The 25,488-nt window shown below is 56.0% G+C and carries 19 protein-coding genes; 17 read left to right on the plus strand and 2 right to left on the minus strand.

Annotated elements, in window-relative coordinates; genetic code table 11:
• Position 1: 1 nt before the first annotated feature.
• Positions 2–1,795 carry a DUF885 domain-containing protein gene (locus ABIT76_09340; protein ID MEO7933348.1) on the minus strand — a complete coding sequence of 598 codons (1,794 nt, stop codon included), beginning with the start codon at positions 1,793–1,795 and terminating at the stop codon, positions 2–4.
• A gap of 90 nt (positions 1,796–1,885) precedes the next feature.
• On the opposite strand from ABIT76_09340, the gene ABIT76_09345 reads away from it, so the two are divergent.
• From ABIT76_09345 to ABIT76_09425, 17 genes are all read left to right on the plus strand, one after another.
• A complete protein-coding gene (locus ABIT76_09345; protein ID MEO7933349.1) occupies positions 1,886–3,358 on the plus strand; it encodes an outer membrane beta-barrel protein in 1,473 nt (490 codons plus the stop codon).
• Positions 3,359–3,598: 240 nt separating this feature from the next.
• Entirely contained in the window at positions 3,599–4,225 is a 627-nt protein-coding gene (locus ABIT76_09350; GenBank protein ID MEO7933350.1) for a polysaccharide biosynthesis/export family protein, read from the plus strand.
• A gap of 2 nt (positions 4,226–4,227) precedes the next feature.
• Positions 4,228–6,630 (plus strand): polysaccharide biosynthesis tyrosine autokinase, encoded by a 2,403-nt coding sequence (locus tag ABIT76_09355; GenBank protein ID MEO7933351.1) that lies wholly within the window; start codon positions 4,228–4,230, stop codon positions 6,628–6,630.
• A gap of 28 nt (positions 6,631–6,658) precedes the next feature.
• Entirely contained in the window at positions 6,659–7,717 is a 1,059-nt protein-coding gene (gene gmd, locus ABIT76_09360) for a GDP-mannose 4,6-dehydratase (GenBank protein ID MEO7933352.1), read from the plus strand.
• 55 nt (positions 7,718–7,772) lie between these two features.
• Positions 7,773–9,050, plus strand: a complete 1,278-nt coding sequence (locus ABIT76_09365) for a hypothetical protein (GenBank protein MEO7933353.1) — start codon at positions 7,773–7,775, stop codon at positions 9,048–9,050.
• Positions 9,047–10,258, plus strand: coding sequence for a polysaccharide pyruvyl transferase family protein (locus ABIT76_09370; protein ID MEO7933354.1), 1,212 nt, complete (start codon positions 9,047–9,049; stop codon positions 10,256–10,258). Before ABIT76_09365 ends, ABIT76_09370 begins: the two co-directional genes overlap by 4 nt.
• A complete protein-coding gene (locus ABIT76_09375; GenBank protein ID MEO7933355.1) occupies positions 10,255–11,694 on the plus strand; it encodes an O-antigen polymerase in 1,440 nt (479 codons plus the stop codon). The genes ABIT76_09370 and ABIT76_09375 overlap by 4 nt, the downstream gene beginning before the upstream one ends.
• On the plus strand, positions 11,691–12,815 hold the full coding sequence (locus tag ABIT76_09380) for a glycosyltransferase family 4 protein (protein MEO7933356.1): 1,125 nt from the start codon (positions 11,691–11,693) through the stop codon (positions 12,813–12,815). The genes ABIT76_09375 and ABIT76_09380 overlap by 4 nt, the downstream gene beginning before the upstream one ends.
• 76 nt (positions 12,816–12,891) lie before the next feature.
• Positions 12,892–14,727: a right-handed parallel beta-helix repeat-containing protein gene (locus tag ABIT76_09385; GenBank protein MEO7933357.1), complete on the plus strand. Its 1,836-nt coding sequence runs from the start codon at positions 12,892–12,894 to the stop codon at positions 14,725–14,727.
• 19 nt (positions 14,728–14,746) lie between these two features.
• Complete coding sequence (locus ABIT76_09390) at positions 14,747–15,823, plus strand: polysaccharide pyruvyl transferase family protein (protein ID MEO7933358.1); 1,077 nt, start codon at positions 14,747–14,749, stop codon at positions 15,821–15,823.
• A gap of 29 nt (positions 15,824–15,852) precedes the next feature.
• Positions 15,853–17,064 (plus strand): glycosyltransferase family 4 protein, encoded by a 1,212-nt coding sequence (locus tag ABIT76_09395; protein ID MEO7933359.1) that lies wholly within the window; start codon positions 15,853–15,855, stop codon positions 17,062–17,064.
• 8 nt (positions 17,065–17,072) lie between these two features.
• Complete coding sequence (locus tag ABIT76_09400) at positions 17,073–18,524, plus strand: lipopolysaccharide biosynthesis protein (protein ID MEO7933360.1); 1,452 nt, start codon at positions 17,073–17,075, stop codon at positions 18,522–18,524.
• 34 nt (positions 18,525–18,558) lie between these two features.
• Positions 18,559–19,767 carry a glycosyltransferase family 4 protein gene (locus tag ABIT76_09405; protein MEO7933361.1) on the plus strand — a complete coding sequence of 403 codons (1,209 nt, stop codon included), beginning with the start codon at positions 18,559–18,561 and terminating at the stop codon, positions 19,765–19,767.
• A complete protein-coding gene (locus tag ABIT76_09410) occupies positions 19,761–21,197 on the plus strand; it encodes a hypothetical protein (protein MEO7933362.1) in 1,437 nt (478 codons plus the stop codon). Before ABIT76_09405 ends, ABIT76_09410 begins: the two co-directional genes overlap by 7 nt.
• On the plus strand, positions 21,194–22,543 hold the full coding sequence (locus tag ABIT76_09415; protein MEO7933363.1) for a hypothetical protein: 1,350 nt from the start codon (positions 21,194–21,196) through the stop codon (positions 22,541–22,543). The genes ABIT76_09410 and ABIT76_09415 overlap by 4 nt, the downstream gene beginning before the upstream one ends.
• Entirely contained in the window at positions 22,540–23,607 is a 1,068-nt protein-coding gene (locus tag ABIT76_09420) for a glycosyltransferase (protein ID MEO7933364.1), read from the plus strand. The genes ABIT76_09415 and ABIT76_09420 overlap by 4 nt, the downstream gene beginning before the upstream one ends.
• Positions 23,591–24,487, plus strand: a complete 897-nt coding sequence (locus tag ABIT76_09425; protein MEO7933365.1) for a glycosyltransferase family 2 protein — start codon at positions 23,591–23,593, stop codon at positions 24,485–24,487. Before ABIT76_09420 ends, ABIT76_09425 begins: the two co-directional genes overlap by 17 nt.
• A gap of 23 nt (positions 24,488–24,510) precedes the next feature.
• Here ABIT76_09425 and ABIT76_09430 read toward each other — a convergent pair whose 3' ends face one another.
• Complete coding sequence (locus ABIT76_09430; protein ID MEO7933366.1) at positions 24,511–25,362, minus strand: phytanoyl-CoA dioxygenase family protein; 852 nt, start codon at positions 25,360–25,362, stop codon at positions 24,511–24,513.
• Positions 25,363–25,488 lie beyond the last annotated feature (126 nt).

Raw genomic sequence — 25,488 nt, forward strand, 5'->3', positions numbered from 1 at the left:
TTTATCTCGGAATGGTGGAAATGTTCGCTGCCTTGGCCTTGCCGTTCACCCAGGCTTTCACGTCGCGTTCCATGATGTCGAGGGGGACAGCTCCCATTTTCATGAGGAGATCGTGGTATTCCCGGAGGTCAAATTGGGGTCCCAGTGCCAGTGCGGCTTCGTCGCGGAGTTGGGTGATTTTTAGCTGGCCAATTTTGTAGGCGAGCGCCTGGCCGGGCATGGAAAGGTAGCGATCGACTTCGTTGGTGATGTCGAGTTCGCTGCGCGGGGTGTTGGCTTTGAAGTAGTCGATGGCTTTCTGGCGGTCCCACCCGAGGGCGTGCAGGCCGGTGTCGGTGACGAGCCGGACGGCGCGCCACATTTCGTAGCTGAGCTGCCCCATTTTATCATAGGGACTTTGATACAAATCCAAGTCGTATCCGAGCGTTTCGGCGTAGAGTCCCCAGCCTTCGACGAACGCCGTGTAACCGCCATAACGCCGGAAATTTGGCAGATCGGTCTGCTCCATGGCGAGTGAGATTTGAATGTGGTGGCCGGGGACGGCTTCGTGGAGGGTGAGCGGGATCATTTCCCAAGTGGCGCGGGTCTCGGGTTTGTAGAGGTTGACGAAGAATGTGCCCGCGCGGCTGCCGTCGGCGCTGCCCTCTCGATAATAGGCGGCGGTGGTGTCGGGCGCGGCAATGTCGGGGATGGGCTCGACTCCGTAAGGCAGGCGCGGGAGGGTGTGGAAGAGCTTGGGCAGCAGCGGGTCGATGCGTTTGGCGGTGGCGCGGTAGCGTTGGAGGAGTTCGTCGCCGGACTTGCAGAAGAATTGCGGGTCGGTGCGGAGGAATTTAAAGAATTCGTCGAGCGTGCCCTGGAAGCCGGCCTCGGTTTTCACTTTTTCCATTTCCGCGCGAATGCGGGCAACTTCGCCCAAGCCGAGTTCGTGGATTTTCTCAGGCGCCAAATCGGTGGTGGTCTCGCGGCGGACGAGGAAGGCGTAGATTTCCTTGCCGTTCTTGAGGTTGGCGAAGCCGGTTTTCTCCGGGCAGGCGGGAAGATATTCGTCCTGATAGAATTTTTTGAATTTCTTGAAGGCTGGAATCACCGACGCGCTGATCGCGTCCTCGGCGGCCCCGGCGAGCCGGGCTCGGTCGATGGGGGCGATGGCGTCGGGAAATTTGCGGAACGGCTGGTAAAACGGGCTGTCCTTGGGCGAGTCGGTGATCTGTTTGTCGATCTGCGGTCCGACCCGTTTCATGAGGATTTTAGGGAACAAAATGTTGCGTTGCATGCCGTCGCGCAGGAGGGCGGTGACCTGGGCGGCGTGCTCCGGGAAGGCCTGGAGCCGGGCAATCCAGGCTTCGTAGTCAGCGACGGTGGCGAAGGTCAGCGCGTCGGCGAGTTCGTTGTCGGTCTGGAGTCCGCCGCGCGGAGTGATCTGGAGGCATTGCAAACCGAGGAGAGATTCCTCGATGGCGAGGGACATTTCCTTATCGAAGAGGTCGAAGTTCAGCTTCTCGTTGGGCGGAAGTTTCTCGCGGTCGATGTCGGTGAGTTTTTTGAGGTAACTTTGATACTTCTCACGCCGGGCGTCGAAGTCGGCGAGGGCGAGTTTGTCCCATTCGGAAGCGTGGCGGCGGTCGCCGAGATAGGAGGCTTCGACGGGCGATTGCTCCATGCGAAAAGCCCAGGCTTCGTCGAAGAGCGCGTGCAAACTGTCGGTCGGAGTTGCATTCGATTGTGCGGAAACGGGCAGCAGCCAGCAGCCGGTGAGAAGCGCGAAACGGAGAAGAAAACGAGCGTTGAACACAGCGGAATGCTGGCCAGTTCAGAAAAAAGCGCAACTTTTCTAATGTAAAACTTGACACCGATACGGGAAATCCCCTACAAGCCCTGTCGCATGACCAAAGGGGACTCGCAGGGCACACTCGGTAATCACTATGGGCGCAGCCGGAATAACTGGCTCTCCACTCGACGAAAGATGTCTCCCAAGTGGTCGCGACCGGCTTTGAGTGCATTTAGTCTGGCCGTTTTTGCGGCCTTGCATCCGACTTTTTCCCAAGCCGCCGAGGAAGCCTGGCCAGAAACCACGCCGATGCCCACCGCGCGTCCAATCGAGGCTGCCGCACCGCTCGCGCCAGATGCCATCAACAATGCAGCCGCAGCCATCGACGTCGAGGAGCCGCCCGCGCCCGGCGAAGGTCCAGCAGCCACGAGTGAGATCGACACCATTGCCATCGGCAGCGGAGGCGCCCCGAATTTTTGGAAGCCGGAGATTCATGCGGGTGTGACGGCGAGCGTGGTCTTCGATGACAATATTTTCATCACCCACGAGAATGAGGTCTCGGATACGATTTTTGTGACTTCCGCCCGGATGACGCTGGCCTTTGGCAATGTGGAATCCTGGGCGTCGCGCTTCATCGACACCACAGCCCGCGCACTGGATGCAGAGGATGAGGGAACGGAAAATCTGATCGCGCTGACCTATGCGCCGACAGCCAGTTTCTTTGCGGACAATAATACCCTGAATTCCGTTGATCACGATGTGGCTGGCACGGTGCGCTGGACTTTCAATAAACTCAGAGTCGCCTTCGACGGCCGGTTTCAGACTCTGTCCGATCCCGATGAGGATTTGGGCCGCCGCGCGGATCGTCAGGTCACCAACCTTCATCTGACTGGCATCTATGATTGGAGCGAAAAAACGCGCGTCCAGTTGGAAGGCACCTGGGTCAACCGCGATTACAACGTGGGCAACGACTCCTCGCAGGCGGAGGCGAACGGTTATTTCCTCTTCGACGTGACACCGAAAACTACGATTGGCTTTGGCTTTGGTGCGGGCGAGCTGGAGCAGGATCAAAATCCGAACCAGACATACGAACGAGCCGTGGCCAGATTCCGCTATAACTCCTATTCCAAGCTGACGCTCAGTCTGGTGGGTGGTGTGGAGTTGCGGCAAACTGACGGCGGTGACGACGTCTCCACCGGGGTGTTTCAAGTGGACATTGGTTATACTCCGACGGACAGCACCGGATTTTTTCTGACAGCGTCGCGGCGCATCGAACCTTCTGCCAATGTCCTCACACAAGGTATCGAGCGGACTACGTTTGGGTTGATTTACAATCAGAGATTGCTGCAGAAACTCAGTCTGAGCACGAACTTGGAATACACGCTGGCCGATTATACGACCTCCGGTGCGGTTGCCAACGAAAGCCGCAGCGACGATCTCTGGAGATTTTCAATGACTCTCACCTTTGAGGTGACTCAGAACGGATTCGTCCGCCTCGGCTACGCCTATCGGGAAAATGATTCTTCTCGTGAGGTAGTTAGCTATAAGTCAAATCAAGTAATCTTGTCTGCCACAGTCCTTTTCTAAGGGGCAATGATTGTGTTCAATAAACACCAACCTGTAATCTCCTTCGATTTGACTGCTTTTTTTTTACCAGTCATTAACGGTGTGTGAGCCTTCTTTGGAGTTATTTTAGAGAATGATTACCGTCATTGACGGATTGGTCTAAATATTGCTGAGTGGTAGCGCTTGCAGCTACCTGCTCTTCTGAGAGTTTCCCCCCGGAAATAAGATTGCCGACAAACTTATATTCCATACCCATCGCTTATGCATCGTCCACTACCCAAACTTTTTAGCCGCCTCGTGGTGCTTGGCGCGTCACTCCTCATATTTCTGAGTCAGGCAGACGCCCAGACTGCGAAGAGTTCCACATCCGACTCCAAGTCCCCCGGGCTTTCCACGCCGCTCTCGCCGGAAGACATCATCCAAGTCGATGTTTTTCAAGAAGCCGATCTGCAAACCAAGGCCCGCATTTCTCAAGCTGGCACGATCACGTTTCCCTTGATCGGTGAGGTGAAGATCGCCGGGATGAGCCCCGAAAATGCGGCTCTACTGATTCGCAACCAACTAGCCAAGGATTACATCGTCAATCCACAGGTTACCGTCACCGTCACCGAATACGCCAAGCGCCGTTTCACCGTTCTAGGACAGGTGCAGAAGCCCGGCGCCTACGAAATGCCCGACCGCGACCAAGTGAGCCTGCTGCAAGCCATCGGCACAGCGGGTGGTTATACGCGCATCGCAGACGCAGGCGACATCCGGGTGAAGCGCACCATCGACGGCAAGGACACCATTTATAAATTGAACGCCAAAAACATCGCCAGCGGCAAGGATCCCAATGGATTCATCATTCAGAGCGGCGACATCATCACAGTGGGGGAAAGTGTATTTTAATTATGAGATCTGACGATTCCAACAACTTCGAAGATAGCAACGACGATTCTTCAGCCATCGACCTCTCGGGTCTGCTCCACACCCTGCGCCGCAAGTGGTGGATGATCTTGGGCAGCGTGCTCATCACTGTCGGCTTGGGCTGTCTTTACATCATTCGCACCCCCAAGACTTACGAGTCGGCGACCATAGTCCAGATCGAGCAATCCTCCACCAAGGTGATGAACAACATCCAGGATCTCAATGCGGAGGATTTGAAAACACAGGAAGTCCTCAAAACAATCGAGCAAAACTTGGTGGGCACCCAAGTTTTAATCAATCTGATCGACCGCTTGAAGCTGACTCCCGAGCAAATCGGGATGAAACCCCAGGCTGATGAACCTATCTCGCAACCCGAGTTTCTTGGAGCCCTCCAGAACGCTGTCAATGCAAAGCTGGTCCGAGGAACGCGGCTCATTACTGTCACAGCTCAAAACACCGACCCGCTGCTCGCCCAAAAGATGGCCGACGCACTGGTCGCCGAGTATATCCGGACGGACGCCGCGCAAAAGCTCGGTGTAGCTGGCGAGGCCAACAGCTTTTTGCTCGAGGAATCCGGACGCCTCAAGCAAGCTCTAACCGAGGCGGAGGAAGCCGCGCAAAATTTCAAAGACAGCCACCCCGGCGTGGCTTTGGACGACAGCCAAACCTTTATTGACTCGAAACTTCTCGCGCTCACACAAAGGGTCAACGACACACGCTCCCAGCGCATTGACTTAGAGTCTGATGCCACTCAGATCAAAAAGTTTAAGGACACCATGTCCGGCGAGGATCTCTATTATGCCTTGCTCGGTGTGAAAAGCATCAAGAACTCGCCCGCCGTCTTGCAGCTTCAACAGGCCATCGCCGAGGAAGAAGCCACCTTCGCCACCGTCAAACAGCGTTATTTGCCCAAGCATCCGAAGTATCTGGAAGGCCAGGGCCGCCTGGAAAAACTTCGCAGTTCCTTAAACCAAGCCATTTTGCAGGCGACTGACGCTCAAGCCACCGCCGTGGAGTCCGCCAGAGAATCGGAAAAAGCCTCGCTCCAGATCATGGAAGAGCAGAACAAAGTGAAGCTGGCCAACGACCGGCTCATGATTCCCTACAACAGCCTGTATCGGGAAGTCATGCGCAACCAAAACCTCTACGACGCAGTCCAGCAGCGGCTCAAGGAAACCGCCCTCACCACCGGTATGGACGATAATAAATTGCGCATCGTCACGCCGGCCTCCCTGCCCTACCAGCCAGTCAAACCAAAGTCCGCCCTGGTTATCGCCGGTGCCATCTTCGGAGGATTCCTCCTCGGCTTGTGCTTCTGCTTCGCCTTCTCCTTGGCTGACACCTCGCTGAAAACTCTTGATCAAGCGGAGACGGCGCTCGGCATCAATGCCGTGGGAGCCATTCCGCTCGGCAGCAAAGCTGAGGCAGAAAAACGAGGGCTCTCGGTGACGCTAACTCCCAACAGCGCGTTGGCAGAAGCGTTCCGAACCTTGCGAACTGCGATTAGCTTGCTGGGGTCGGAAAAGGATCTACGCAGCTTTCTTTTCACCAGCGGCGTGCCCGGCGAGGGAAAAAGTTTTTGTTCGGTAAACTATGCCATTTCTCTCGCTCAACTGGGTCGGAAAACCCTCCTTGTCGATGCCGATTTGCGACTGCCCGTTATCGAACCGCTCTTCTTTGAGGAAGCCAAGGAAAAAGGTTTGTCCGGCCTCCTCGAAGGCATCTACAAGCTGGAAGACTGCACTTATGCCACCAACATCCCCAACCTCTATGTTCTGCCCTCCGGGAAACGCGCCCAAAACCCGGCCGAGTTGCTGGCTAACAGCAGCGTCCCCGCTCTAGTCAAAAAAATCCTCGGGCAGTTTGATCGCGTGGTTTTTGACAGTGCTCCTGTGCATGCCGTAAGCGACACCCTTCTCATAGCCCAGCACGTCAACGTAGTCTGTCTCGTGGTCCATTCGGGTAAGACTCCGCTCAAAGTCGTGCAGCGCGCCATTCAGAAACTGTCTGATGCCAACGCTCGTCCGGCGGGATTCATCCTTAACCGCCTGCCTCAAAACAGCGGTGGCTACTACTATCATTATTCTGGCGGCACCTATGGCGACAAAGTCTATGGCGGCCCCGATGCCTACGCCTCCACTCCGACGGCTCGTCCAGAAACACCACGAAAGAAATCATCTGTAAAAAATACTCCGGCCCCCGCTGAGACTGCTCCCGTTGTCCCGGTTCCAGCACCCGTAGTCGATAACCCGGTGGCAGTCCATGCGGCCCCTGAAGAAATTCCATCCTCTGTTGAATCCTCCACACCGGAATCCGCATTTGTCGCCATCGAAGACTCGGAAGCTAATAACGCAAAGCCAGTTTCATCCAGTTCGCAGGAAACCTGAGCAGTTTTAGTTGTCACATCTACATACAATGAAAACTGCCCTTATTACCGGTATCACAGGCCAGGATGGTTCCTACCTCGCCGAGCAACTACTAGCCAAAGGCTACGAAGTTCACGGCATGATTCGTCGTTCCAGCAGCTTCAATACGGGCCGCATCGACCATCTCTATCGCGATCCAGAAATCATGGATCAGAAACTTTTTCTGCACCACGGCGACCTGACCGACTCCAGTAACCTCAACCGACTCCTGGAAAAAATCGGCCCCGATGAAATCTACAATCTTGGCGCACAAAGCCACGTTAAAGTCTCCTTCGATGTCCCTGAATACACTGGCGAAGTGGACGGCATGGGCACCTTGCGCTTTCTCGATGCCATCAAAGAAGTCGGCCTGAAAGACAAAGTTCGCTTTTATCAGGCGTCCACGAGTGAGCTTTACGGCTTGGTCCAGGAAGTTCCGCAGACGGAAAAAACTCCCTTCTACCCACGTTCTCCTTACGCTGTCGCCAAACTTTACGGCTACTGGATCATCGTTAATTACCGCGAAGCCTACGGCATCCACGCGTCCAACGGGATCCTCTTTAACCACGAGTCCCCGAGACGCGGAGAAACCTTCGTCACCCGCAAAATCACCCGCGCCGCTGGCCGGATTAAGGAAGGTTTGGAAGATTGCCTTGTTATGGGCAATATCGACTCCAAACGCGACTGGGGTTTTGCCCCCGAATACACGGACGCCATGTGGCGCATCCTCCAGCAGGAATCGCCAGACGACTATGTCTGCGCCACCAACGAAACCCATACCGTCCGCGAATTTATCGACCTCACTTTCAAACACCTCGGCATGGAACTTGAATTCAAAGGCTCCGGAGTGGAGGAAGTTGGCGTTGAGAAAGCCACTGGCAAAATCCGCCTCAAGATCGATCCCCGCTACTTCCGTCCAACTGAGGTGGAGTTGCTGATTGGCGATTACTCAAAATCCTACAAAGCCTTTGGCTGGGAGCCAACCACGAGGTTTGCCAAACTGGTGGAAATCATGGCCGACGCCGATTGGAAACTGGCTCAGCATGAGAAAGCCAGCAGACTGCCCTAACTCCACCACCGGGGCTGAGAGGAAGCGGGGACACATCACTATTTTTCCAAAATAAATGTTCACACTTCAGAGCCCCGGCGGCAGTGATTTATCCAAACTGATCCATCGTATCCGCCATCTGACCGCCCGTCATGGTGCGGGCTCCCTGGAGCAAATCTTGGTGGCGGTTTTGAACTTTGGCATTGTCATTGTCACCGGTCGTCTGCTCGCTCCTTCCTCGTTCGCGATTTTCGTCGTTATCATGTCCTCCCTAAGCTTGGCGTTTGGGTTGGTCAGCGCTGTCGTGAGCGCGCCGGTTTTGGTTCTTTACCGTAAACGCTATCACTCCGCCAAACGAAGTTACCTTGGCAAACTGGAACTCTTGAATGTGGGCGTGAGCGTGGCCGTGGGACTGGTTTGCTTGGCCATAGCATTTTGGGTGGAGCGACGTATTTCCAGCAGCGATCTGGTTTACTCCCTGCTCATGCTGACGGCTTGGTCCTCCTATGAATTGCGCCGGAAGATTGCCTACGCTTTGGGCGAGGCACCGGTATTGCTTCTTTGTTCCGCCCTTGTCCTGCTGTCAGCTGTGATCTCGCTGGGTGTCACAGTGTTTCTCGGCGTCGCTTCGGAAGGTGCAGTGCTTCTCTGTCTGGCACTCTCCTACCTTCTGGGAATTCTCTTTTTTAAATTGCTGACCCCGCGTTCCGATACGACATCCAAAGTTCCCTTCCAAGTTTTGCTGCGTGATCACTGGCGTTTCTCCCACTCCCTTTTCAGTGGGCTGCTGCTCTACTGGGTAGCTTCGCAGGGATATTTTCTGGTTGCTGCCCGGCTCTTGCCCGACGCAACGTTGGGTGGGGTGAGGACCGCTCAGAATATGGCGGGGCTGATAACCACAGCCTTGTTGATGTTTGAAAACCAAGCCACTCCCATGGCGGCAACGCTGGCCCACGAGGGCGGCGACGAAGCCGTGCGGTCTTGGGTTCGCCAGCTTTTCGACAAAGGAACCTGGCCTTTTCTGGCATTCGTCATCCTCGCTTCGTTGGGAGCATTTGGCCTGCACCACTTTCTCTATCTCAAAACCTATTCCCAGTTTTCCTGGCTCGCCTTTATTTTTGCCTTTCACCAGTTTCTGCTCGGCCTGAACCGGCCATATGCCGTGGGCTTGAAAGCCATCGAAAAAACGACTCCCATTTTTTGGGGACATTGTGCCGGTGCCGCGCTCATGGTGCTGGGCAGTTGGATTTTGATCACATATCTAGGGGCCCTCGGAGTGGCGATTGGCTTTGTGCTGTCCGCCTCCGCCCTGCTGCTGGTCCTGCATCTTAACTTTTGGAGGCTGACTCAATGAACCGCCCGTTGCGCATTACTATCGTCAACGCCTACTCCGTGCAAAACCGGGGCGATGCCGCCATCGTTTATGCGATGGTGCGTTTTGTCCGCAACTTGGCTCCAAACTGCCAGATCAGCATTCTCTCCTCGTTTGCGGAGGAAAATCGAGAATACTATCAAGCCTGCGGAGCAGAGTCACTGCCTGCCATTTTCGATATCGGAGGCAAGGGATCGCCCATCAAGAAATACTTGCGCTTCATGGGAGTTGCATTGCAATCGCTCCTGCAACCGCAGGGGAAAAAATTTGCACCAATCCGAGAGGCAGACTGGATCCTTGCAGCGGGCGGAGGCTACCTTTATTCGTCGCGCCGTGGGCCACTGGGTCTGGGCTTGCTGGGGAATTGCTTTCACATCTGGCTAGGCACTCGGTTTAAGAAACTCACCGTTTTATTTCCCCAGAGCGTGGGACCGCTTTTGCATGGGGCCGACCGGTGGCTGTGCAGGATCGCTTTGCGACGGCTAGCGCTGGTCTGTTGCCGGGAACGAGTCAGCTTGGAGCAGGCTTTGGAAATGAAAATCGGGAATGCCCGGCTCGTTCCGGACATCGCATTCCTGCTGGCGGATCACCAAGTGAGGAAGGCAACCTCGTTTTCCCCGAAAAAAATCGGTATTTCTGTGCTGGACTGGCGCTTCGCAAACCGGGCTGCTGATGAAGAAGCCATTGAATATTATCTCGAGAAAATCAAGCAAGTGGTCTGCGATTTTCATGCGGCAGACCCCGATGTGCAGGTCGAGATTTTTCCCCAAGTCACAGTTGGCAAAGGCTTGGGCGACCAATCTGTGTCGGCACGGCTCTGCGAGTTGATTGGCGCACCTTGGGCTCGTGTGACCAATCTGGATGACTGCGCCTACCCGGAAGCCATTATGGCCGAATATGCGCGCATGGACGTTTTCATTGGAAGCAGAATGCACTCGGCCATTCTGGCGATGTGCGCCGGCACCCCCACCGTTGCATTGGCCTATCAACCGAAAACACAGGGCACTTTCGAGGCGATTGGTCTGGGGCAGTTTAGTCTCGACATCACAGATTTTACCACACAGAGCCTCGCGGACGCGGTCAAATCAGCCGCCGGGCAAGGCGAGGAAATCCGAGGTGCCGTCCAAGCCGCCCAGCTGGAGATCAGTGAGAAACTGCGCGCACTCTTTCAAGAAAAAGTGATCGCATGATAGCACGCAGCCTTCTCATCATAACGGTTCTGGCCCTCGCGTCATTTGGACTGGCTCTCGCCTCGGTGTTTCAGTTGGGCGACCCTGCGTTTGAGGCAGTTCTGGCCATTTTCTTCTTCATTATCGCAGCTGTCATCTCAGTCTTCAGCTTGGAAACACGCCGAAATCGCGGCGATTTGTTTCACCCCTGCTATATCTTGCTGGGAGCGTCGTTTTTCCACTTTGTTGGGCCATCGATTTACAATTATCGCCAGGATTTTTATCCCACGCAGACCCTTGGCCCGTATTTGCTGGCTCACTTCGTGGTCATGCTGGGGTTGTTTTGTATTCTGGCCGGTTTTTTTCTCACACCCGTTCCCAAACGCTGGTCGGTCATTAGTTCAAACCGTTTCAAGTCGCCTGCTACTCGCCTTGTCTCCATGGTCGGTGTCGTTGCACTGCTCGCGGCGAGTCTGGGAGCCTCCCTGTATCTCATCAAGCAAGAAGGAGGGCTTGGTAATTACATGAGTCGTTTGGGGCTTCGGATGGAACTCTTCGAAGGTCAGGGTTTCTTGCTTTCCGTCACCTTGATCTCGATCAGCGCCGCGATTCTGTCCTATGTCCAGCTTTGCATCACTCCGACGCTCGTAATCCGGGTCTTGTTTGCCATCTCGCTGGTGGCGTCGGGATTTACGGCCATCCTCTCTGGAAGCCGGGCTAATCTGGTGGTCTTGATCTTGATTTTGCTGATCATCCGGCACCGGGTCGTCAAGCCCATCAAACTGCTGACAGGTGGCATCATCTTCGTCCTCCTCATCGTGGTGGTTTTCGGTTACATCGCATTGATTCGCCAAAAGACCGTCCAGTCTGATCTGGAGGACTCCGAGGGTGCGCGGGGAAAATTGTCCTTTGTCTATAACACCCTTTTTGGCAAAGGCACATTTGTGGAGTTGAACAGCGTGGCTAGAACTCTCGAAGGTGTGCCGGATGATCTGCCCTACCAGATGGGTGCCAGCTATCTCTCGGTGTTAACATTTCCTATTCCGAGGGCCATTCTTCCAGGAAAACTGGCCGGCACGAGCGAACTCTACACGCGCGTGTTGCGACCGGAAATTTGGGCGGCGGGTCGGGGTGACCGGGTGACTTTTTTTGGTGAGACAATCATTAACTTTGGGATTCTCGGGGTGGTCTTTGGCAGCACCCTTTTGGGGGCTCTCGCCCGGCAGGTATATGTCAGGTGCAACCGGCAGATCGACAATCCTTACCATTCGGCCTTTTACGCTTATTTCGTTCTCTGGTTGATGATCGTGATCCGAGGCGATACCGCCATCGCCACGTGGTCTGTCCTCCGCATCTCGCTTCCGGCACTTCTCCTTTACCAGATCATCGTCCGCCTCTCCGGGCGAAGCACTGGGGGCCAGGGCAAACTCAGGGAAACACAAACTGCACGGACATGAAAAGCGTGCTTTTTGTCGCATCTTTTCCACCTCCATTCACAGGGGAGGCGGTCTGCACCCGGCTTTATTATGCCCTGGCTGGGCGGCAATCCAAGGTGGATGCCGTGAATATCTCGCACGGTTCCGGGGTGCCACGCAAGACGGGCAGCTTTGCATGGAGCCGCTTTCGACAAATCTTTGGGAGTCATAGCGAGGTGCGAAAAAAAATCGCCGCGCAGCCCTACGACATCCTGTATTTCGTGCCTGGCGCGACGCCACTCGGGCAGATCAAGGACTGGCTGCTCCTTCTCCCGCTCTCGAAAAATCGCATCGGCGAAATCGTGGCACACATTCATAATGGCAACTTCGCGAAAGTTCTTCGCAGACCTTTGCTCGGCATGATTTCCCGACTGATCTTTCGCAGGATCGATCGCTTCATCCTCCTCAACCAGGCGGCAAGCCGGGAATTGTCTCCCTCTCTTCCCGGCCACAAACTTCATGTGGTTCCCAACACTATCGACGAGGCGATGCTTTTCACAGAGGAGGCTGTGGCATCCCGCATCGAAGAGCGGCTGGGCCGATCCGTCTGGCAGATTTATTACATCAGTAACATGATCCGGGAAAAAGGTTACCCGGAGCTTGCGGAGGCGGCTGCCATATTGGCCCGGACGCCGACCTTTTCTTTTCACCTCCATTACATTGGCGGATGGCCGGCTCATGCCAGCATCGAGGAATTCCGGCAAAAACTTCAGGAGCTAAAGCTTGAGAGCCACGTCACCATTCATGGTCCGATTCAGGATCGGGATATTTTGCGGACTCATCTGGAGAAGGCCGACATTCTGGCCCTGCCCACCTACTATCCGCGGGAGGCGCAGCCCATGTGCTTGCTGGAAGCAGCCAATGCGGGGGTTCCGCTCGTTAGCACCCGCCACGCGGGGATTCCAGAGATCGTCGAGGAAGGTTACAACGGATTTCTCGTCCAGCCGCGTGATCCCGCCTCTCTTGCGGAAGCCATCCGCAAAGTCTGTTCAGAGGGTGCCTGGCGCACCTTGGCTGAGAATTCCCGCCGGCTGTTTCTTGAGCGTTATTCTCCTGCCACCAATGCCGCTGCTTTTAGGAAGGGGCTTTATGGATTGGACTAGCTATGCTCTCCCCATCATCTCCGCGCCCTGTTTGGCGTGTTTTTTTTGCAGTCCCCTGTTAGCGGCAGGAGAAATAGTGGCACCGGCAGAATCGTCTAGTTTCATCATTCGTGTCGGACCCGAGGGGAGTGATCGCGCCGATGGGAGTACCGCCGACCCACTCCTCACCTTGGAGGCGGCGAAAGAAAAAATCCGCTCCCTTTTGTCCAGCGAACATCCTCCAGCACGGATAACGGTCAAACTCGAGCCTGGCGAATATCGATTGCAGACGCCTTTTATTTTGGAGGCCGACGTTTTGGGATCTGCCACACATTCCATCGAATGGATCGGGGATGAAACCCATCGCCCAGTCCTCACCGGCGGAGTTAGATTACAGGAATGGACGGCGGCGTCCGATGGCTACTGGCACTGCTCGGTACCTGGAGGGCTCCCCGTCCGGCAGCTCTATCAGCAGGATTGTTCACTCCCAAGAGCGGGTTACGCAAAACTTTCCAAAGCGCAATTATCCTGGAAAAAATTTCCTCTCCAGGAGACGGACACAGGCGAAATTCTGGTAAAAAACGTGTCCTTGGAAGGCGTGCGCCCCGAGGATCGCCTGGAACTGCTCTGGATGGACGACTTTCGCGCCCACTGGATACCTGTTGCCGTCATGCCCGGTGGGACCGGCCTTTTTCCTCAGCCGGGTCCAATCTCCATCGCCATTGGAAATAACAAAAGAAAAGCCGGACGGTTCAGCGCTGGCTCCCGACTGGAAAATGCCCTCGGCATGATCAGCCCTGGGGAATGGTATTTCTCCCCGGCACAGGCAGCCATTATTTATGCCCCCAAACCTGGGGAAAAAATCGAAACCTTCCGCCCCGAGATTCCTGTTTCAGCAGCGCTCCTCATCATTCAGGGCAATGGAACCCCGGCTCATCTCCGCATTTCCGGCATTCATTGGCGACTGGCGTCATGGGACGATCCGCAGCAGAGAGCGTTTGTTAGCAACCAATCCGGCGTGAGCTGGATCGCCTCCAATCGCCAGGCTCGGGATTATGACGCCTCGCACTCGGCACGGTATCTCCAGATCATTCCAGCGGCCATCCGCATCGAAAAAACCTCCGGCGTTCACTTTGAAAATAATGTCATTGATTGCGTCGGCGGGGTTGGCCTCTCCATCGGTGCCGGATGTTCCGACGCCCACATCGAGGGAAACGCTTTTCTCAATACCGGGGCCGATGCCATCACCGTCGGCTCACCCATCCATCCCGAGACCGACCCCTCCATGCCTCCATGCCGAGACATCCACATTTCGGATAATCTGATCCGCCGCACCGGCCATACTTTTCCCTCCACCGCGGCGATCACAGCTTATTACATGCAACAAAGCGTGATCGAACACAATGATCTGGCCGACCTGCCCTACACGGGCATTTCCATCGGCTGGGGCTGGAATCATCGGCCTGAATACAGTGGTTCTGGAGCCAATCGGGTCACAGGAAACCGTGTTGCCCGCTATATGTCGCAGGCGCGGGACGGAGGCGCCATCTACACCTTGGGGCCGCAGCCAGGATCGGTTTGCCAAGGCAACTACCTGCTCGATGGCCTGTCCACCGGAGTTTTCGGAGCCATCTACCACGACATGGGGAGCAGTGGCTGGCGGACGACTGAAAATGTCATTGAGAAAACCCATTCCTGGCTCGATCTGCACGAGGCTCGCCATATCATTGCCACGGGCAACTTCTCCGACCAGCCCCGCTGGGTGGATCATGGCATCGAGTGCGACGTTCGGGGCAATCTGCTGGAAGCCCGTTCCCAATGGCCTGCCCGTGCACGGGAAATAGTGGCAAACGCCGGTATCCGCCCGGAAAGAAAAACTTCCGCTCATATTTTTGCCAGTGATTCCTCCCCGACTCGATTCCAGTCCAACTAACAACTCACTTACACATCACATGCAAAACACTCATCCCAACATAGCCCTGGTCTGCGGATTCTGGGGCCAAAACATTGGCAACGCCTTTTTTAACATCGGAGGTAAATGGATTCTCGAACAGGTCTTTCCAGACAAACGGGTCGAATACATTCTCGACCAGCCGGGCTACCGCACTTTTCACAAGCAGCATACTGGCAACCCAAAAAATGATTTCGGTCTGCTGAAGCATCTCGATGTCGAATACATTGTCCTCCAAGGGCCGATGCTGACCACGAGTTTTCCGGCTCTTTGGGAGGAAACCTTCGCCGCTCTTACCGCGCGCGGAACCAAAATCATCCTACTGGGTGCCGCCATGTTTCGTTACAACGAGGAGGAAAAAGCCGTCAATCTGGCCTTCCTGAAAAAGTATCGTCCTGCCATCATCAGCACGCGCGACCACGAAACATGGGAAGTCTTTAAAGATTCTGCGGACTTTACACACTCCGGCATCGACAGCGCTTTCTTCATGACGGATTCCTATCAGCCGTTTAAGATCGCGGGGACGAGTTACATCACCATGAACTTCGATCGCTGGCCGGAGCCGAATGTCGTTTTGGACAAGCCCGATCCCTCCGCCGATCACAATTTCGATGCCCTCTCGCATCATTGGTCCCTCACCTTTCCCAAATTTCAATACAACATGGCCAGCAAGGACAAAATCAAGGCCTACCTCGGCGCCATGCTCGACTTTCGCAAGCTGCCCGCCACCCTCGCCGGTTACGACGTCGTCCGCCCCGAGCACCGCTTCAACCCGCACATCACCTGGAAGGTTTATCGCCAGCCCAACGCCGTCGCCTCCGACGAGCCGTGGACCTATTTCACGGTTTACGCGAATACCAACCTCACCATCAGTGACCGCGTCCATGCCTGTGTTGCCACCCTGGCCTATGGAAAACCGGCCATGCTATTCACCCCGTCTCCACGCTCCAACTTGTTCGCACGTCTGGGCCTCACGGACATTAAGAAAAAACCAGTCACGCTCGACCCGGAACTACTCCGCAAAAACAAGACCGAGGAACTGGATTTCCTGAAAAACGCCGCACGTCAACTCGGTTAAATAAGACGGATTCCCTTGGATGGGCCCACATGAAAATCCATCTCATCACCAACCTGTTTCATCCAGACGAACTGGCCGGAGCCTCGCTCTTTACCGACCTGGCCGTTTATCTGCATGCGCAGGGGCATGATGTTCGCGTCACCACCACCTTCCCCTACTATCCAGCCTGGAAACTGCGTCCGGAGGATGTCGGGGTAAGACTTCGCGAGGAAACTTTCCGGGGTTTTCCCCTGCGGCGGGTGCAGATGTTTGTGCCGGCTAAACCTACGGGCGGCAGTCGGGTTAAATCGGACTTGAGCTTTTTTTTCAGCCTGCTCCAGCGGGCCAGATTTCCAGGGTGGACACCTGAGGTCGTGCTCACCGCCTCTCCGATGTTTTCACAATGCCTCGTGCAGAACTTCCTCTACCCTGGAAAAAATATTCCCAAGCTCATCGTCGTGCAGGATTTCGTGGTGGATGCCGCGCTTGAACTGAAGATGCTCAATCTTCCCGGCTTGCCGTGGTTTCTCCTTGGCCTGGAAAACTGGGCCTTCAAATCCGCGCAAACCTTGTTCACGATCAGCCAGCCAATGCTGGAAAAACTCCAGGGCAAACTCAAGGGCAGCCGACGGTGCCTCCTGGTGCCGAATTGGATTCACCGCAGCTTGGAAGACGAAATCCAGCGTCAGCACCCGACTCCGGTGGTCCGCGAAAAAGCCACTCTTTTTTACTCTGGCAACCTCGGGATCAAGCAAGGGCTGCCATTTTTTATCGACTCCTTTAAAGACTGCTCCGGCCCTTGGAATCTGAAGGTGCATGGCGGCGGGGCCGAGTTGGAAACTCTGCTCACTCAGGTTGACGGGGTGGACTCCGTCACCCTCGGAGGAGTGCTGGATGAAGTGGACTACGTGCATTCCCTGCGCACTGCCACCGCCTGCCTCATCACCCAAAAACCCGGAGTGGGTGCCAATTTTCTCCCTAGCAAACTGCTACCCGCGCTGGCCACCGGCACTCCTATCTTGGCCGTCTGCGAAGCCGACAGCCCTCTCGGCAGGGAAGTCATCGAGGGGCAGTTTGGGGAGGTCATCAACCCGGCGGACACACCGGCTCTGGAGCAAACTCTCCGGCGCTGGCAGTCCGAGCCAGATCTCCTGGCCGCGATGGGGGCGAAAAGTCTCGCCCGCGGAAAGCTCTACAGCCGCGAGACAATCCTTCCGCAATACGAAAGCGAACTCCGCCGATTGGTGGAAAAAAACCGATAGCTGCCCCGATGGAAAGTATACGCACACAAGCCGCGAAAGGAGCGGGCTGGTCCGCAGCGGAAGGCATCGCCGGACAGGTTATCTCGTTCCTGCTTTTTCTGGCGCTGGCACGTCTTCTAACCCCGTCAGATTTTGGCGTGGTGGCGGTGGCCAACCTGTGCGTGATGATTATCCAGGCCTTTATTTACCAAGGACTCGGGCAGGCCATCATTCAGTTTGCCGATCTGGATGACCAATATCTGGACACTGTTTTTTGCATCAACCTCGCAGCAGGCATTTTCTTCTTTCTGCTGACCCTGCTGATGGCGCCGTGGGTCGGACATTGGTTTCAAACTCCCGGTCTGGCAGGGGTACTCTGCTGGCTTTCGCCCGTTTTTCTCATTTCGGGACTCACTGATGTGCAAAACAATTTGCTGGCCCGGAAAATGAATTTTCAAGCCCTCGCCCGGCGCACTTTGTTTTCCTATTTCGCGGGCGGCATCGTGGGCGTGGCCATGGCCCTGCGCGGTGGCGGAGTCTGGAGTCTGGTGGGGCAACAGCTAACCATAGCCGTAGTTAATCTCATCGTTCTCTGGACGGCCAGTGACTGGCGTCCGGGTTTTCAGTTCTGTCCCCGACGCGCCCGGCGCCTGCTCATTTTCGGTGTGAAGATCTTCTGGGTGGACCTGCTTGGTTTGATTAACAGGCGCTCGGACCAGCTTTTTATCGGCAAATTTTTTGGCCCGCTGACCACTGGTTTCTACGCTGTCGGATCGCGCGTCTCGATGCTTCTCTCTGAGATTCTCGCAAAATCCATCGCGAGAGTTAGTCTGAGCGCCTTGTCACGTCTGCAAAATCAGACGGCCCGGTTTGCCGATGCCTTGTGCGAAATCGTGGAAATGCAGGGCGTGCTCGTCTTTCCCATTGCCATCGGTCTGGCGGTGGTAGCGCCCGAAGTCATGCACATCTGCTTTGGTGCCAAATGGGCCGCCTCTGTCCCGATAATGCAGGCCCTGCTTCTGGCATGTCCGTTCGATGCCCTTTCCGGTGCCCACCATTCCGCGCTCGTCGCCCAAGGCAGACCCGGCTGGTCCTCCCTGCTTACCACTGCACATGCAGTACTTAATCTGATCTTCTTCGCAGTAGCCATCCACTGGGGCGCGGTGGCGGTGGCGCTGGCCTTTTCATTGCGTGCCATTCTCCTGTACCCCGTGGAATTGCTGGCCCTCCGCCATACCTTGCATTTCCCCATTCTTCGCTTTGGGAAACTAGTTTTTTTCCCCATCACGGCGACCTGTCTGATGGCTGGCTCGCTCATTCTGCTCCGCAAAGACCTGCTCTCCGCATGGCCGCCCGCGATCAATCTTCTGGTGTCCGTATGTCTGGGAGCCGCGATTTACATTTTTCTGATCATCGGTCTCAACCGGACACTCTTTCAGAAAATCCGTCAGCTTCTGCTTCGCCCCGTGGTCTTGGTATAGCCCTCTAGCCATGAAAATTTTGATCATCTCCAATATGTTTCCACCCCACATCATGGGTGGTGCGGAGATGGCGGCGCATTCCCTCGCCCTCTGGCTGGCAGAGCAGGGACATCGGATCCATGTGCTAACCTCCGCGCACGAGCGGAACCTAACTGGACTGCAAAATCTCTCCGAAAACCTGACCGTCGAGCGGCATTATTTTCCCAGCGTTTACCAAATCTACCGCGCCAGCGAACGCAACCCTCTGATGAAAGTCGTCTGGCATGCGCACGACCATTATCATCTCGCCTCCGAGCGCATCACCGCCGGGGTGATTGAGCGTTTTCAGCCCGACCTCATCAACACTCACAGCTTGCAAGGCATCGGCTACAACCTCCTGCGCTCCATCGCCAAAAGCGGGCTGCCCTGTGTCCAGACGCTCCACGATTTCGCGTTTCTCTGCATCAACGTGAACCGCTTCAAACACGGGCGCGAGTGCGACCGGCATCATCTTCCCTGCCAACTTTCCACCCTGCTCAAGCGCGCCTATCTCGAAAAAATCGAACGCCTCGCCTTCTGGTCTCCATCGCAGGCTTTGCTGGGTCCGCATCGTCCTCATTTGCCGGCACACGCGGAAGCGACCGCCATTCCATTGCCACTCCAGTTTGAGCAACCCGCCCTGCAGCCGCGCTCCACTTCCGGCCCGATCCGGCTGTTATACGTTGGCCAAGTCACTCCATGGAAAGGCGTGGGTTTTCTCCTCGAAGTCGTCAGCCAGCTCCCCAGCCAGATTCCATTTCAACTCGAAATCATCGGCGGAGGCAGCGACCTAACTCCGCTCATGGAAAAATACGGCAGCGATCCACGCATCCACTTTCGCGGCAAACTTCCCCCGGAAAAAGTCGGCGCCCACATGGCCCGCGCCGACCTCCTGCTTACTCCTTCGCTCTGGTTTGAAAATGCGCCGCTGGTCATTTCCCAGGCGATTCAGATCGGACTCCCCGTTTTCGCCAGCCGCATTGGCGGACTTCCTGAACTCGTCGAGGATGGCATCAGCGGAAGACTTCTAGCTGCCGGCGACTCCACCGCCTGGAGCGCCGCCTTGAGCGAAGTCCTGACTCATCCCGATCTGCTGGATCGCTGGCGGGCGGGGGCGATCACGTTGCAACCGCGCTTTTCGCAGAATGCCCTGGGCGAGCGCGTGCTCGAACTTTTTCGCCGGACGATTTCTCCGGTCGGTCAACCCGCTCTAGCCGCATGTTGAAGTCCACACCAGAATCCATGGCGCGCCTGCTCATTTTCAGCGGCTGGGCGGTGCTGCTCTTCTATTTCCCAAGCGGCTTGCTGCACTCCTGGATGGGTGCTTACGTTTATCTGCGCGACCTTTTGCTAGTCCTCCATCTCTTTGGATCGCTGGTTTATCTCGGAAAAAATGGGCAGCTTCATTCACTCCTTTCCAAGAGCTGGCTGCTCGGGCTCGTCCCTCTTTTTCTGCTCCCAGCGCTTTTCATCCCGGACATTCGGGTCGAGATGGGCGGTTACATTAAGTGGTCCTTCATCTGGCTGGATTGCATCGTCATCGGCCGACTGATCTCGCAGCATTTCTCTTGGAATCGCGCCGCGAAAATTCTCACCATCCTCACCGCGGTGACATTGCTGGCAGACTTGGGCACCGGTTTTTACGAATGGAAAAATAACGTGTTTGCCATCCCCATGCGCGGCCAGCTTTCCCCGATGGGCGTCGAGATGGGCAAGGATAGCACACTGAAAAATTTCAAGCGCATCAAAGGCTTGCAGCGCGACGTTTTCTCCTTTGCCAACCTCATGGGTATGGCCATCGTCGGCGGGATTTGCCTCTTGATCAGCGTGCCAAATGGCAATGTTAGAATCGCCGCTGGCATCTGGCTCTGCCTCTTTTCCTTCATGCTCTACAACTCCGGCGGGCGCTCCGCGTTCTTCGGCGTGGGCGCGGCAGGACTCGTCGGTGGCGGACTCCTTTTTTCTCCGGAAATCGTGCGCCGGCATCTCTCGAAAATCGCCCTCGTCTGGCTGGTCATCGGCCTGCTCATGAGTTTCATCGGTATCGGCGAATTCACCGAATGGTTTTCCTCGCACCTGATGAAAGGCTCCCACATCGGCGATCCCACCAGCGCCCACATGCGCGACGATAACTGGCAGGGCGTGCGCAGTGCCATCGCCAGCGTGCCCATTGTTCTCTTCACCGGCAGCCCGCTTGGCTCGATGATCGACTCCCAAGTCCAGCCCGTTTTTCATTGGGCCGACAACAACTACCTCTGGCTCCTCTACCATGGGAGTTTCATTAGTCTCGCCGGGCTCATCCTCTATTTTCGCAACGCCCTCGCGCGTCCCCTGCCCTCCAGCCGACTCTGGAGCAAGGACTGCCTCCTGCTCTTTCTCCTCTACGTCATGGGCGAGGCCATCGCGCGGGAGTCGCTCTCTTTTCTCGGCTGCATCCCGCTCTTCGTCGCCAGCGGTTACACCAATGGCATACGCGCCGTGAGTTCTCCGCGACTGGATAACACCGAGACTCTCACCTCGTCGCACCTTACTTCGCTGGTAGTCAATCGCCCCAGTCCAGTTTCATCGAAATCACGCCGCAAACGCTCCGACTCCGACTCCTTTGCGGACCGCGTCGCACGCCAATCCAAGCAAACTCCACCGCCCGACGCATGAGCCGATCCACGCGCCTCGACGACGACATCTGGCTGCCTCGGCTCATCATTTTGGGTTGGATCGTTATCTTTCTCAACCTGCCCAGCGGCCTGATGCATCACGTTCTCGGCGGCATGGTCTATCTGCGGGAAATCGTTTTCGCACTGCACCTCGGCCTGTCGCTCTGGTGGCTCGCCAAGCGCGGACAGCTCCAATGGATGCTGCAACATTCCTGGGTCATTCTCATTGTTCCCATCATGTTAGCACCGGCGGTGATGGACCCCGACTACCGCTTCGAGGCCTTGCGCACCTGCAAATGGTCCATCTACTGGATCGACTGGATCATCCTCGGCCACTTCTTGCGCCTGAACAAAAACTGGGGCACCTGGCTCCGGGTTTTTCTAGCACTCACTGCGTTTGAACTAGTAGTCGAGCTAGTAGCCGGACTCTGGGAATGGCACGTCGGCGACTACCTTTTCAAAAACGAATGGGGCGAGCGCACGGCTCTCGGCGTCTTCAAAGGCAACGACCAGGTCTTGGATAATCAAATGCGCATCCACGGGTTGCAGCGCGATGTATTTTCCTTTGCCAACCTCATGGCCATGTCGGCAGTTGGCGGCCTTGCGCTTTTCTCTCTCGCAAAAAATGCCATCCAGCGCATCGGCACTCTTCTCTGGACGCTCGCCTTCGGGAGTTTGGTTTTTATCTCCGGCGGACGCTCGGCGCTCTTCGGAGTCGCAGCGGCTGCGGCCTATACAGTCTTCTGCCTGATCCGTCCCACGCTGGCTAGGAAATATGCCGTGAGTTTCGTCGGCTTCTGCGTGATCGTGGCCTGTGTCCTCAGCATGACGGGCGTGGGCGGATTCACCGACATGGTGAGCGACAATGTGCTCGGCGGCTCACACGTGGGCGACTCCACCAGCGCTCACATGCGCGATGCCTTTTGGGTGCAAATGTGGGCCAGCTTCGCGCACAATCCCTTCATTCTTTTTCTCGGCGGACCATTCACCTCCATGTTAGATCGCAGCGTCGCCGTCATGTTTCACTGGGCAGACAACCAATTCCTCTGGAACCTCTATCACACCGGCATCGCGGGATTTGCCGGCGTGCTGCTCTACTTCTACAAAGTCATCGCGCCGGCTCCTAACAAAGACGATTGGATGGCGCGCCGTGCGCTCGTTTTCTTTCTAGCCTTTGTCATCGGCGAGGGAATCGCGCGCGAATCCATGACCTTCATCGGCTGCCTCCCGCTCTTCCTCCTCTGCGGCTATTACAACGGCAGTCAATGGTTGCAAAGTCACCCGCCGGCCTCCCGCTCGCGCTCCATGCGGCCATCCATCCTCGACCGCGTAAAACATTCCGCATGAAAGTGTTGCTCCGAATCCGTGGCGACGTGGACCAGTTTCCGGGCGGCGATTATGTCCAGCTTCTGGAAACCAAAGCTGCCCTCGAAAAACTAGGCGTCCACTGCACCGTCGCTCCTGGCTTGGAAAAAATCGCGGGCGAGTTCGATGTTGTTCACTTATTCAACACGACACGCGTCCACGAGACCTGGCTACAATTCCTCGCCGCTAAAGAGCAAAACCAACGCATAGTGCTTAGTCCGATCTGGCATTCGCTGGAAGACATGCGCCGCTTCTACCGTCACCTTTATCGGGTGCCGATGTTTCCGATTGTTAGCTATCTCGCGGCCAAGGAATTTTTCTACGCGCGCCGCTCCGGACTTCCCATTCACCCTGCTGCCACACTGCGCTTCGCCTCCATGCAGCGGCGACTCATCCAGGAATGCGACGCCATTCTTCCTAACTCGGAGACCGAACTCGAAGTCCTAACACGCGAATCTGGAGTCCAGCCCAAGGCGAGTTTCATTTCACCGCTGGGATTGAAACCGCGCACAGTGAAACCTAACTCGAATCGTCGCGACCTGATTTGCGCGGGCCGCATCGAACCCCGCAAGAACCAACTGAGCGTCGTCCGCGCTTTCAAAAAATTGCGCCGCGATGGACGCAAACTCCGCCTCTACGGCCAGCGCAACGAGTCGCACGCGAAGTATGTTAGACAAGTCCTCAACGAATGCGTCGAAGGCTGGGTCGAATACGGCGGGAGCATCCCGCAAGAGAATTTGCTCGCTGCCTGTGAGTCGAGTCAGGTCGCTATCTTGATGAGTTTCTTCGAGACATTTGGCCTCGCCGCCCTCGAAGGACTCTCCGCTGGCGCCATACTTTGCCTGAGCGACACCGCCTACAATCGCGGCATTTACGGCGACCGCGCGATTTACTCCGATCCCTATTCCGTGGATTCCATCGCCGAAGGTCTGGCCAAGGCCATTGATTTACCGTTGACCGATCATTCGTCCTTCCTCAAAACTTACACTTGGGAAAATGCCGCCAGAACCACTCTGCAAGCCTACCAGCATGTCGTCAGCCACTAACATCCTGTCGGTGCTGATCGTCACCTATCAGTCGCTCAACGAAATCGTTGGCTGTCTGGAATCCATCCCCTCCACGCTGAGCCAGGGCGCGGTGGAAGTCATATTAGTCGATAACGATTCCGGTGATGGCACTGCCGAGTTAGTCGAACAAAAATTCCGGCACGTCACCCTTATTCGCGCTGGTGGAAATCTCGGCTTCAGCCGTTCTAACAATCTTGCCTTTGCCCGCTCCACGGGCCAGGTGATCCTCTATCTAAACCCCGACACAATTGTTAACCCCGACGCTCTGGAGTCGTGTCTAACCCGGGTCATCAACGAGCCTAACCTCGGCATCATTTCTCCCAAACTCGTCCAGGGCGACGGCACGCTCGATCTCGCCTGCCGCCGCTCCATTCCCTCAATCTGGGACGGCTTCACCCGGGCGACTGGACTTGCGAAATTTTTTCCGAAAGTCCGGCTCTTCGCTGGATATAATCTCACCTACCTCCCCGACAACGAGACCTATCCCGTCGGTTGCGTGAACGGCGCCTTCATGATGGTTAGGAGAAACGTCCTCGATCAGATCGGTCTGCTCGACGAGCAGTTTTTCATGTATGGCGAGGACCTCGACCTCTGCTACCGCTGTCAGCAGGCAGGTTTCCAAGTGATCTACGATGGACGACACACCATCGTACATCTCAAGGGCCAGAGTTCCGCGAAGAATTACCGCGCCGCATCGCGTCAGATTTTCATAGCGACGGAGCAGTTCTACCAAAAGAACTTCAACCCGCGTAATTCGTATCTAACTCGACTGAAATATCGCAGCCTTTTTTTCCTCTGGCGCGCGCTGGCCAAGACGATCGCCGTCCTCATTGGCTATAAACGTTCCCGACCCTTATAGTCGGCTAACATCGGAGTTGCGGTCTAATGAAAAAGCCGCGCTTGGATTTTCCTAACAATCTCCACAAAGATTCCACCGCGTTTCCGCCAGGCGAGTTTGCGCTGTTTGTCCGCTGTTGTCTTCTCCTCGTTCCATGGAAACTCCGGCGAAAGCTTGGGATTTCCCTTGGGAGGAACCGCGAAGCCGAGAATGTAAGCCCGACGTGGATGGGTGGAATGATTCCACGTCGAATGATGCAGGGTGCGGCAGTGATGAATCGTGCATCCGCCTGCAGGCAACGGGCACGCAACCGCGGCGGCTTCGTCAAATTCACCCACACATTCCAGCGCGTGAACCGACGGATCATTGCCCGGCGAGCCATGTTTCAAGACCGGTTTGCGATGCGAGCCAGGGAGATATTCGAGGCAGCCGCTCGACTGATCCACGTCCTGCAGCGGCATCCAGATACTGATTTCCTGATAACCCGGCGGGTGGTTTCGGCGAAATGCCTCGTCCTGATGCCACGGGGTCGGCGCGCCGATCCTGGGCGGCTTCAAGATGGCGTGCTCGAACATGTATTTCGCGTCAGGCCCGAGTAACTGTTTGGCAATTTCCAGCGCGTTGGCCCGGAACTGAGTCTCCTTTAACTCGGGCGCAAAATACACGGGGTTGATGATTTGCGGGGATACCGGCGTCTGGTCGTCCTTGTCCTGACCAACCATGTCGAAATGTGCGCCTTGTTCCCGTCCGGCTTTTTCCGAGAAAAGGCGGTCGTAGATTCCAATCAGACTCGCTACTTCTTCCGGCGGACTGATTTGATCGAGGCAGAGATAACCGTTCTCTTGGAAGAAACGAATCTGCTCCTCCGTCAATAAGCCATGGTTAACATCTAACATCGCCTGAGAACTAGAGGATCGTCCCTCGGAAAGCAACCACATTTCTCCGGTTGGACTCGAGTCGGGTTTGAGCCGGTTGATCGCATCAGGTGCCTTGAAACCTGCCCCTAACCTCTTACACTTGTC

The sequence above is a fragment of the Chthoniobacterales bacterium genome, from assembly GCA_039930045.1.
Lineage (GTDB): Bacteria > Verrucomicrobiota > Verrucomicrobiia > Chthoniobacterales > DASVRZ01 > DASVRZ01.

Bases quoted from the DNA above. Each gene is read 5' to 3' on its own strand.
- ABIT76_09405 (MEO7933361.1), top strand. From the start codon at position 18,559: ATGTTTCCACCCCACATCATGGGTGGTGCGGAGATGGCGGCGCATTCC.
- ABIT76_09430 (MEO7933366.1), bottom strand. From the start codon at position 25,362: ATGTTAGATGTTAACCATGGCTTATTGACGGAGGAGCAGATTCGTTTC.
- ABIT76_09420 (MEO7933364.1), top strand. From the start codon at position 22,540: ATGAAAGTGTTGCTCCGAATCCGTGGCGACGTGGACCAGTTTCCGGGC.
- ABIT76_09415 (MEO7933363.1), top strand. From the start codon at position 21,194: ATGAGCCGATCCACGCGCCTCGACGACGACATCTGGCTGCCTCGGCTC.
- ABIT76_09410 (MEO7933362.1), top strand. From the start codon at position 19,761: ATGTTGAAGTCCACACCAGAATCCATGGCGCGCCTGCTCATTTTCAGC.
- ABIT76_09390 (MEO7933358.1), top strand. From the start codon at position 14,747: ATGCAAAACACTCATCCCAACATAGCCCTGGTCTGCGGATTCTGGGGC.
- ABIT76_09350 (MEO7933350.1), top strand. From the start codon at position 3,599: ATGCATCGTCCACTACCCAAACTTTTTAGCCGCCTCGTGGTGCTTGGC.
- ABIT76_09395 (MEO7933359.1), top strand. From the start codon at position 15,853: ATGAAAATCCATCTCATCACCAACCTGTTTCATCCAGACGAACTGGCC.
- ABIT76_09400 (MEO7933360.1), top strand. From the start codon at position 17,073: ATGGAAAGTATACGCACACAAGCCGCGAAAGGAGCGGGCTGGTCCGCA.
- ABIT76_09425 (MEO7933365.1), top strand. From the start codon at position 23,591: ATGTCGTCAGCCACTAACATCCTGTCGGTGCTGATCGTCACCTATCAG.
- ABIT76_09375 (MEO7933355.1), top strand. From the start codon at position 10,255: ATGATAGCACGCAGCCTTCTCATCATAACGGTTCTGGCCCTCGCGTCA.
- ABIT76_09370 (MEO7933354.1), top strand. From the start codon at position 9,047: ATGAACCGCCCGTTGCGCATTACTATCGTCAACGCCTACTCCGTGCAA.
- ABIT76_09355 (MEO7933351.1), top strand. From the start codon at position 4,228: ATGAGATCTGACGATTCCAACAACTTCGAAGATAGCAACGACGATTCT.
- ABIT76_09380 (MEO7933356.1), top strand. From the start codon at position 11,691: ATGAAAAGCGTGCTTTTTGTCGCATCTTTTCCACCTCCATTCACAGGG.
- gmd (MEO7933352.1), top strand. From the start codon at position 6,659: ATGAAAACTGCCCTTATTACCGGTATCACAGGCCAGGATGGTTCCTAC.
- ABIT76_09365 (MEO7933353.1), top strand. From the start codon at position 7,773: ATGTTCACACTTCAGAGCCCCGGCGGCAGTGATTTATCCAAACTGATC.
- ABIT76_09345 (MEO7933349.1), top strand. From the start codon at position 1,886: ATGACCAAAGGGGACTCGCAGGGCACACTCGGTAATCACTATGGGCGC.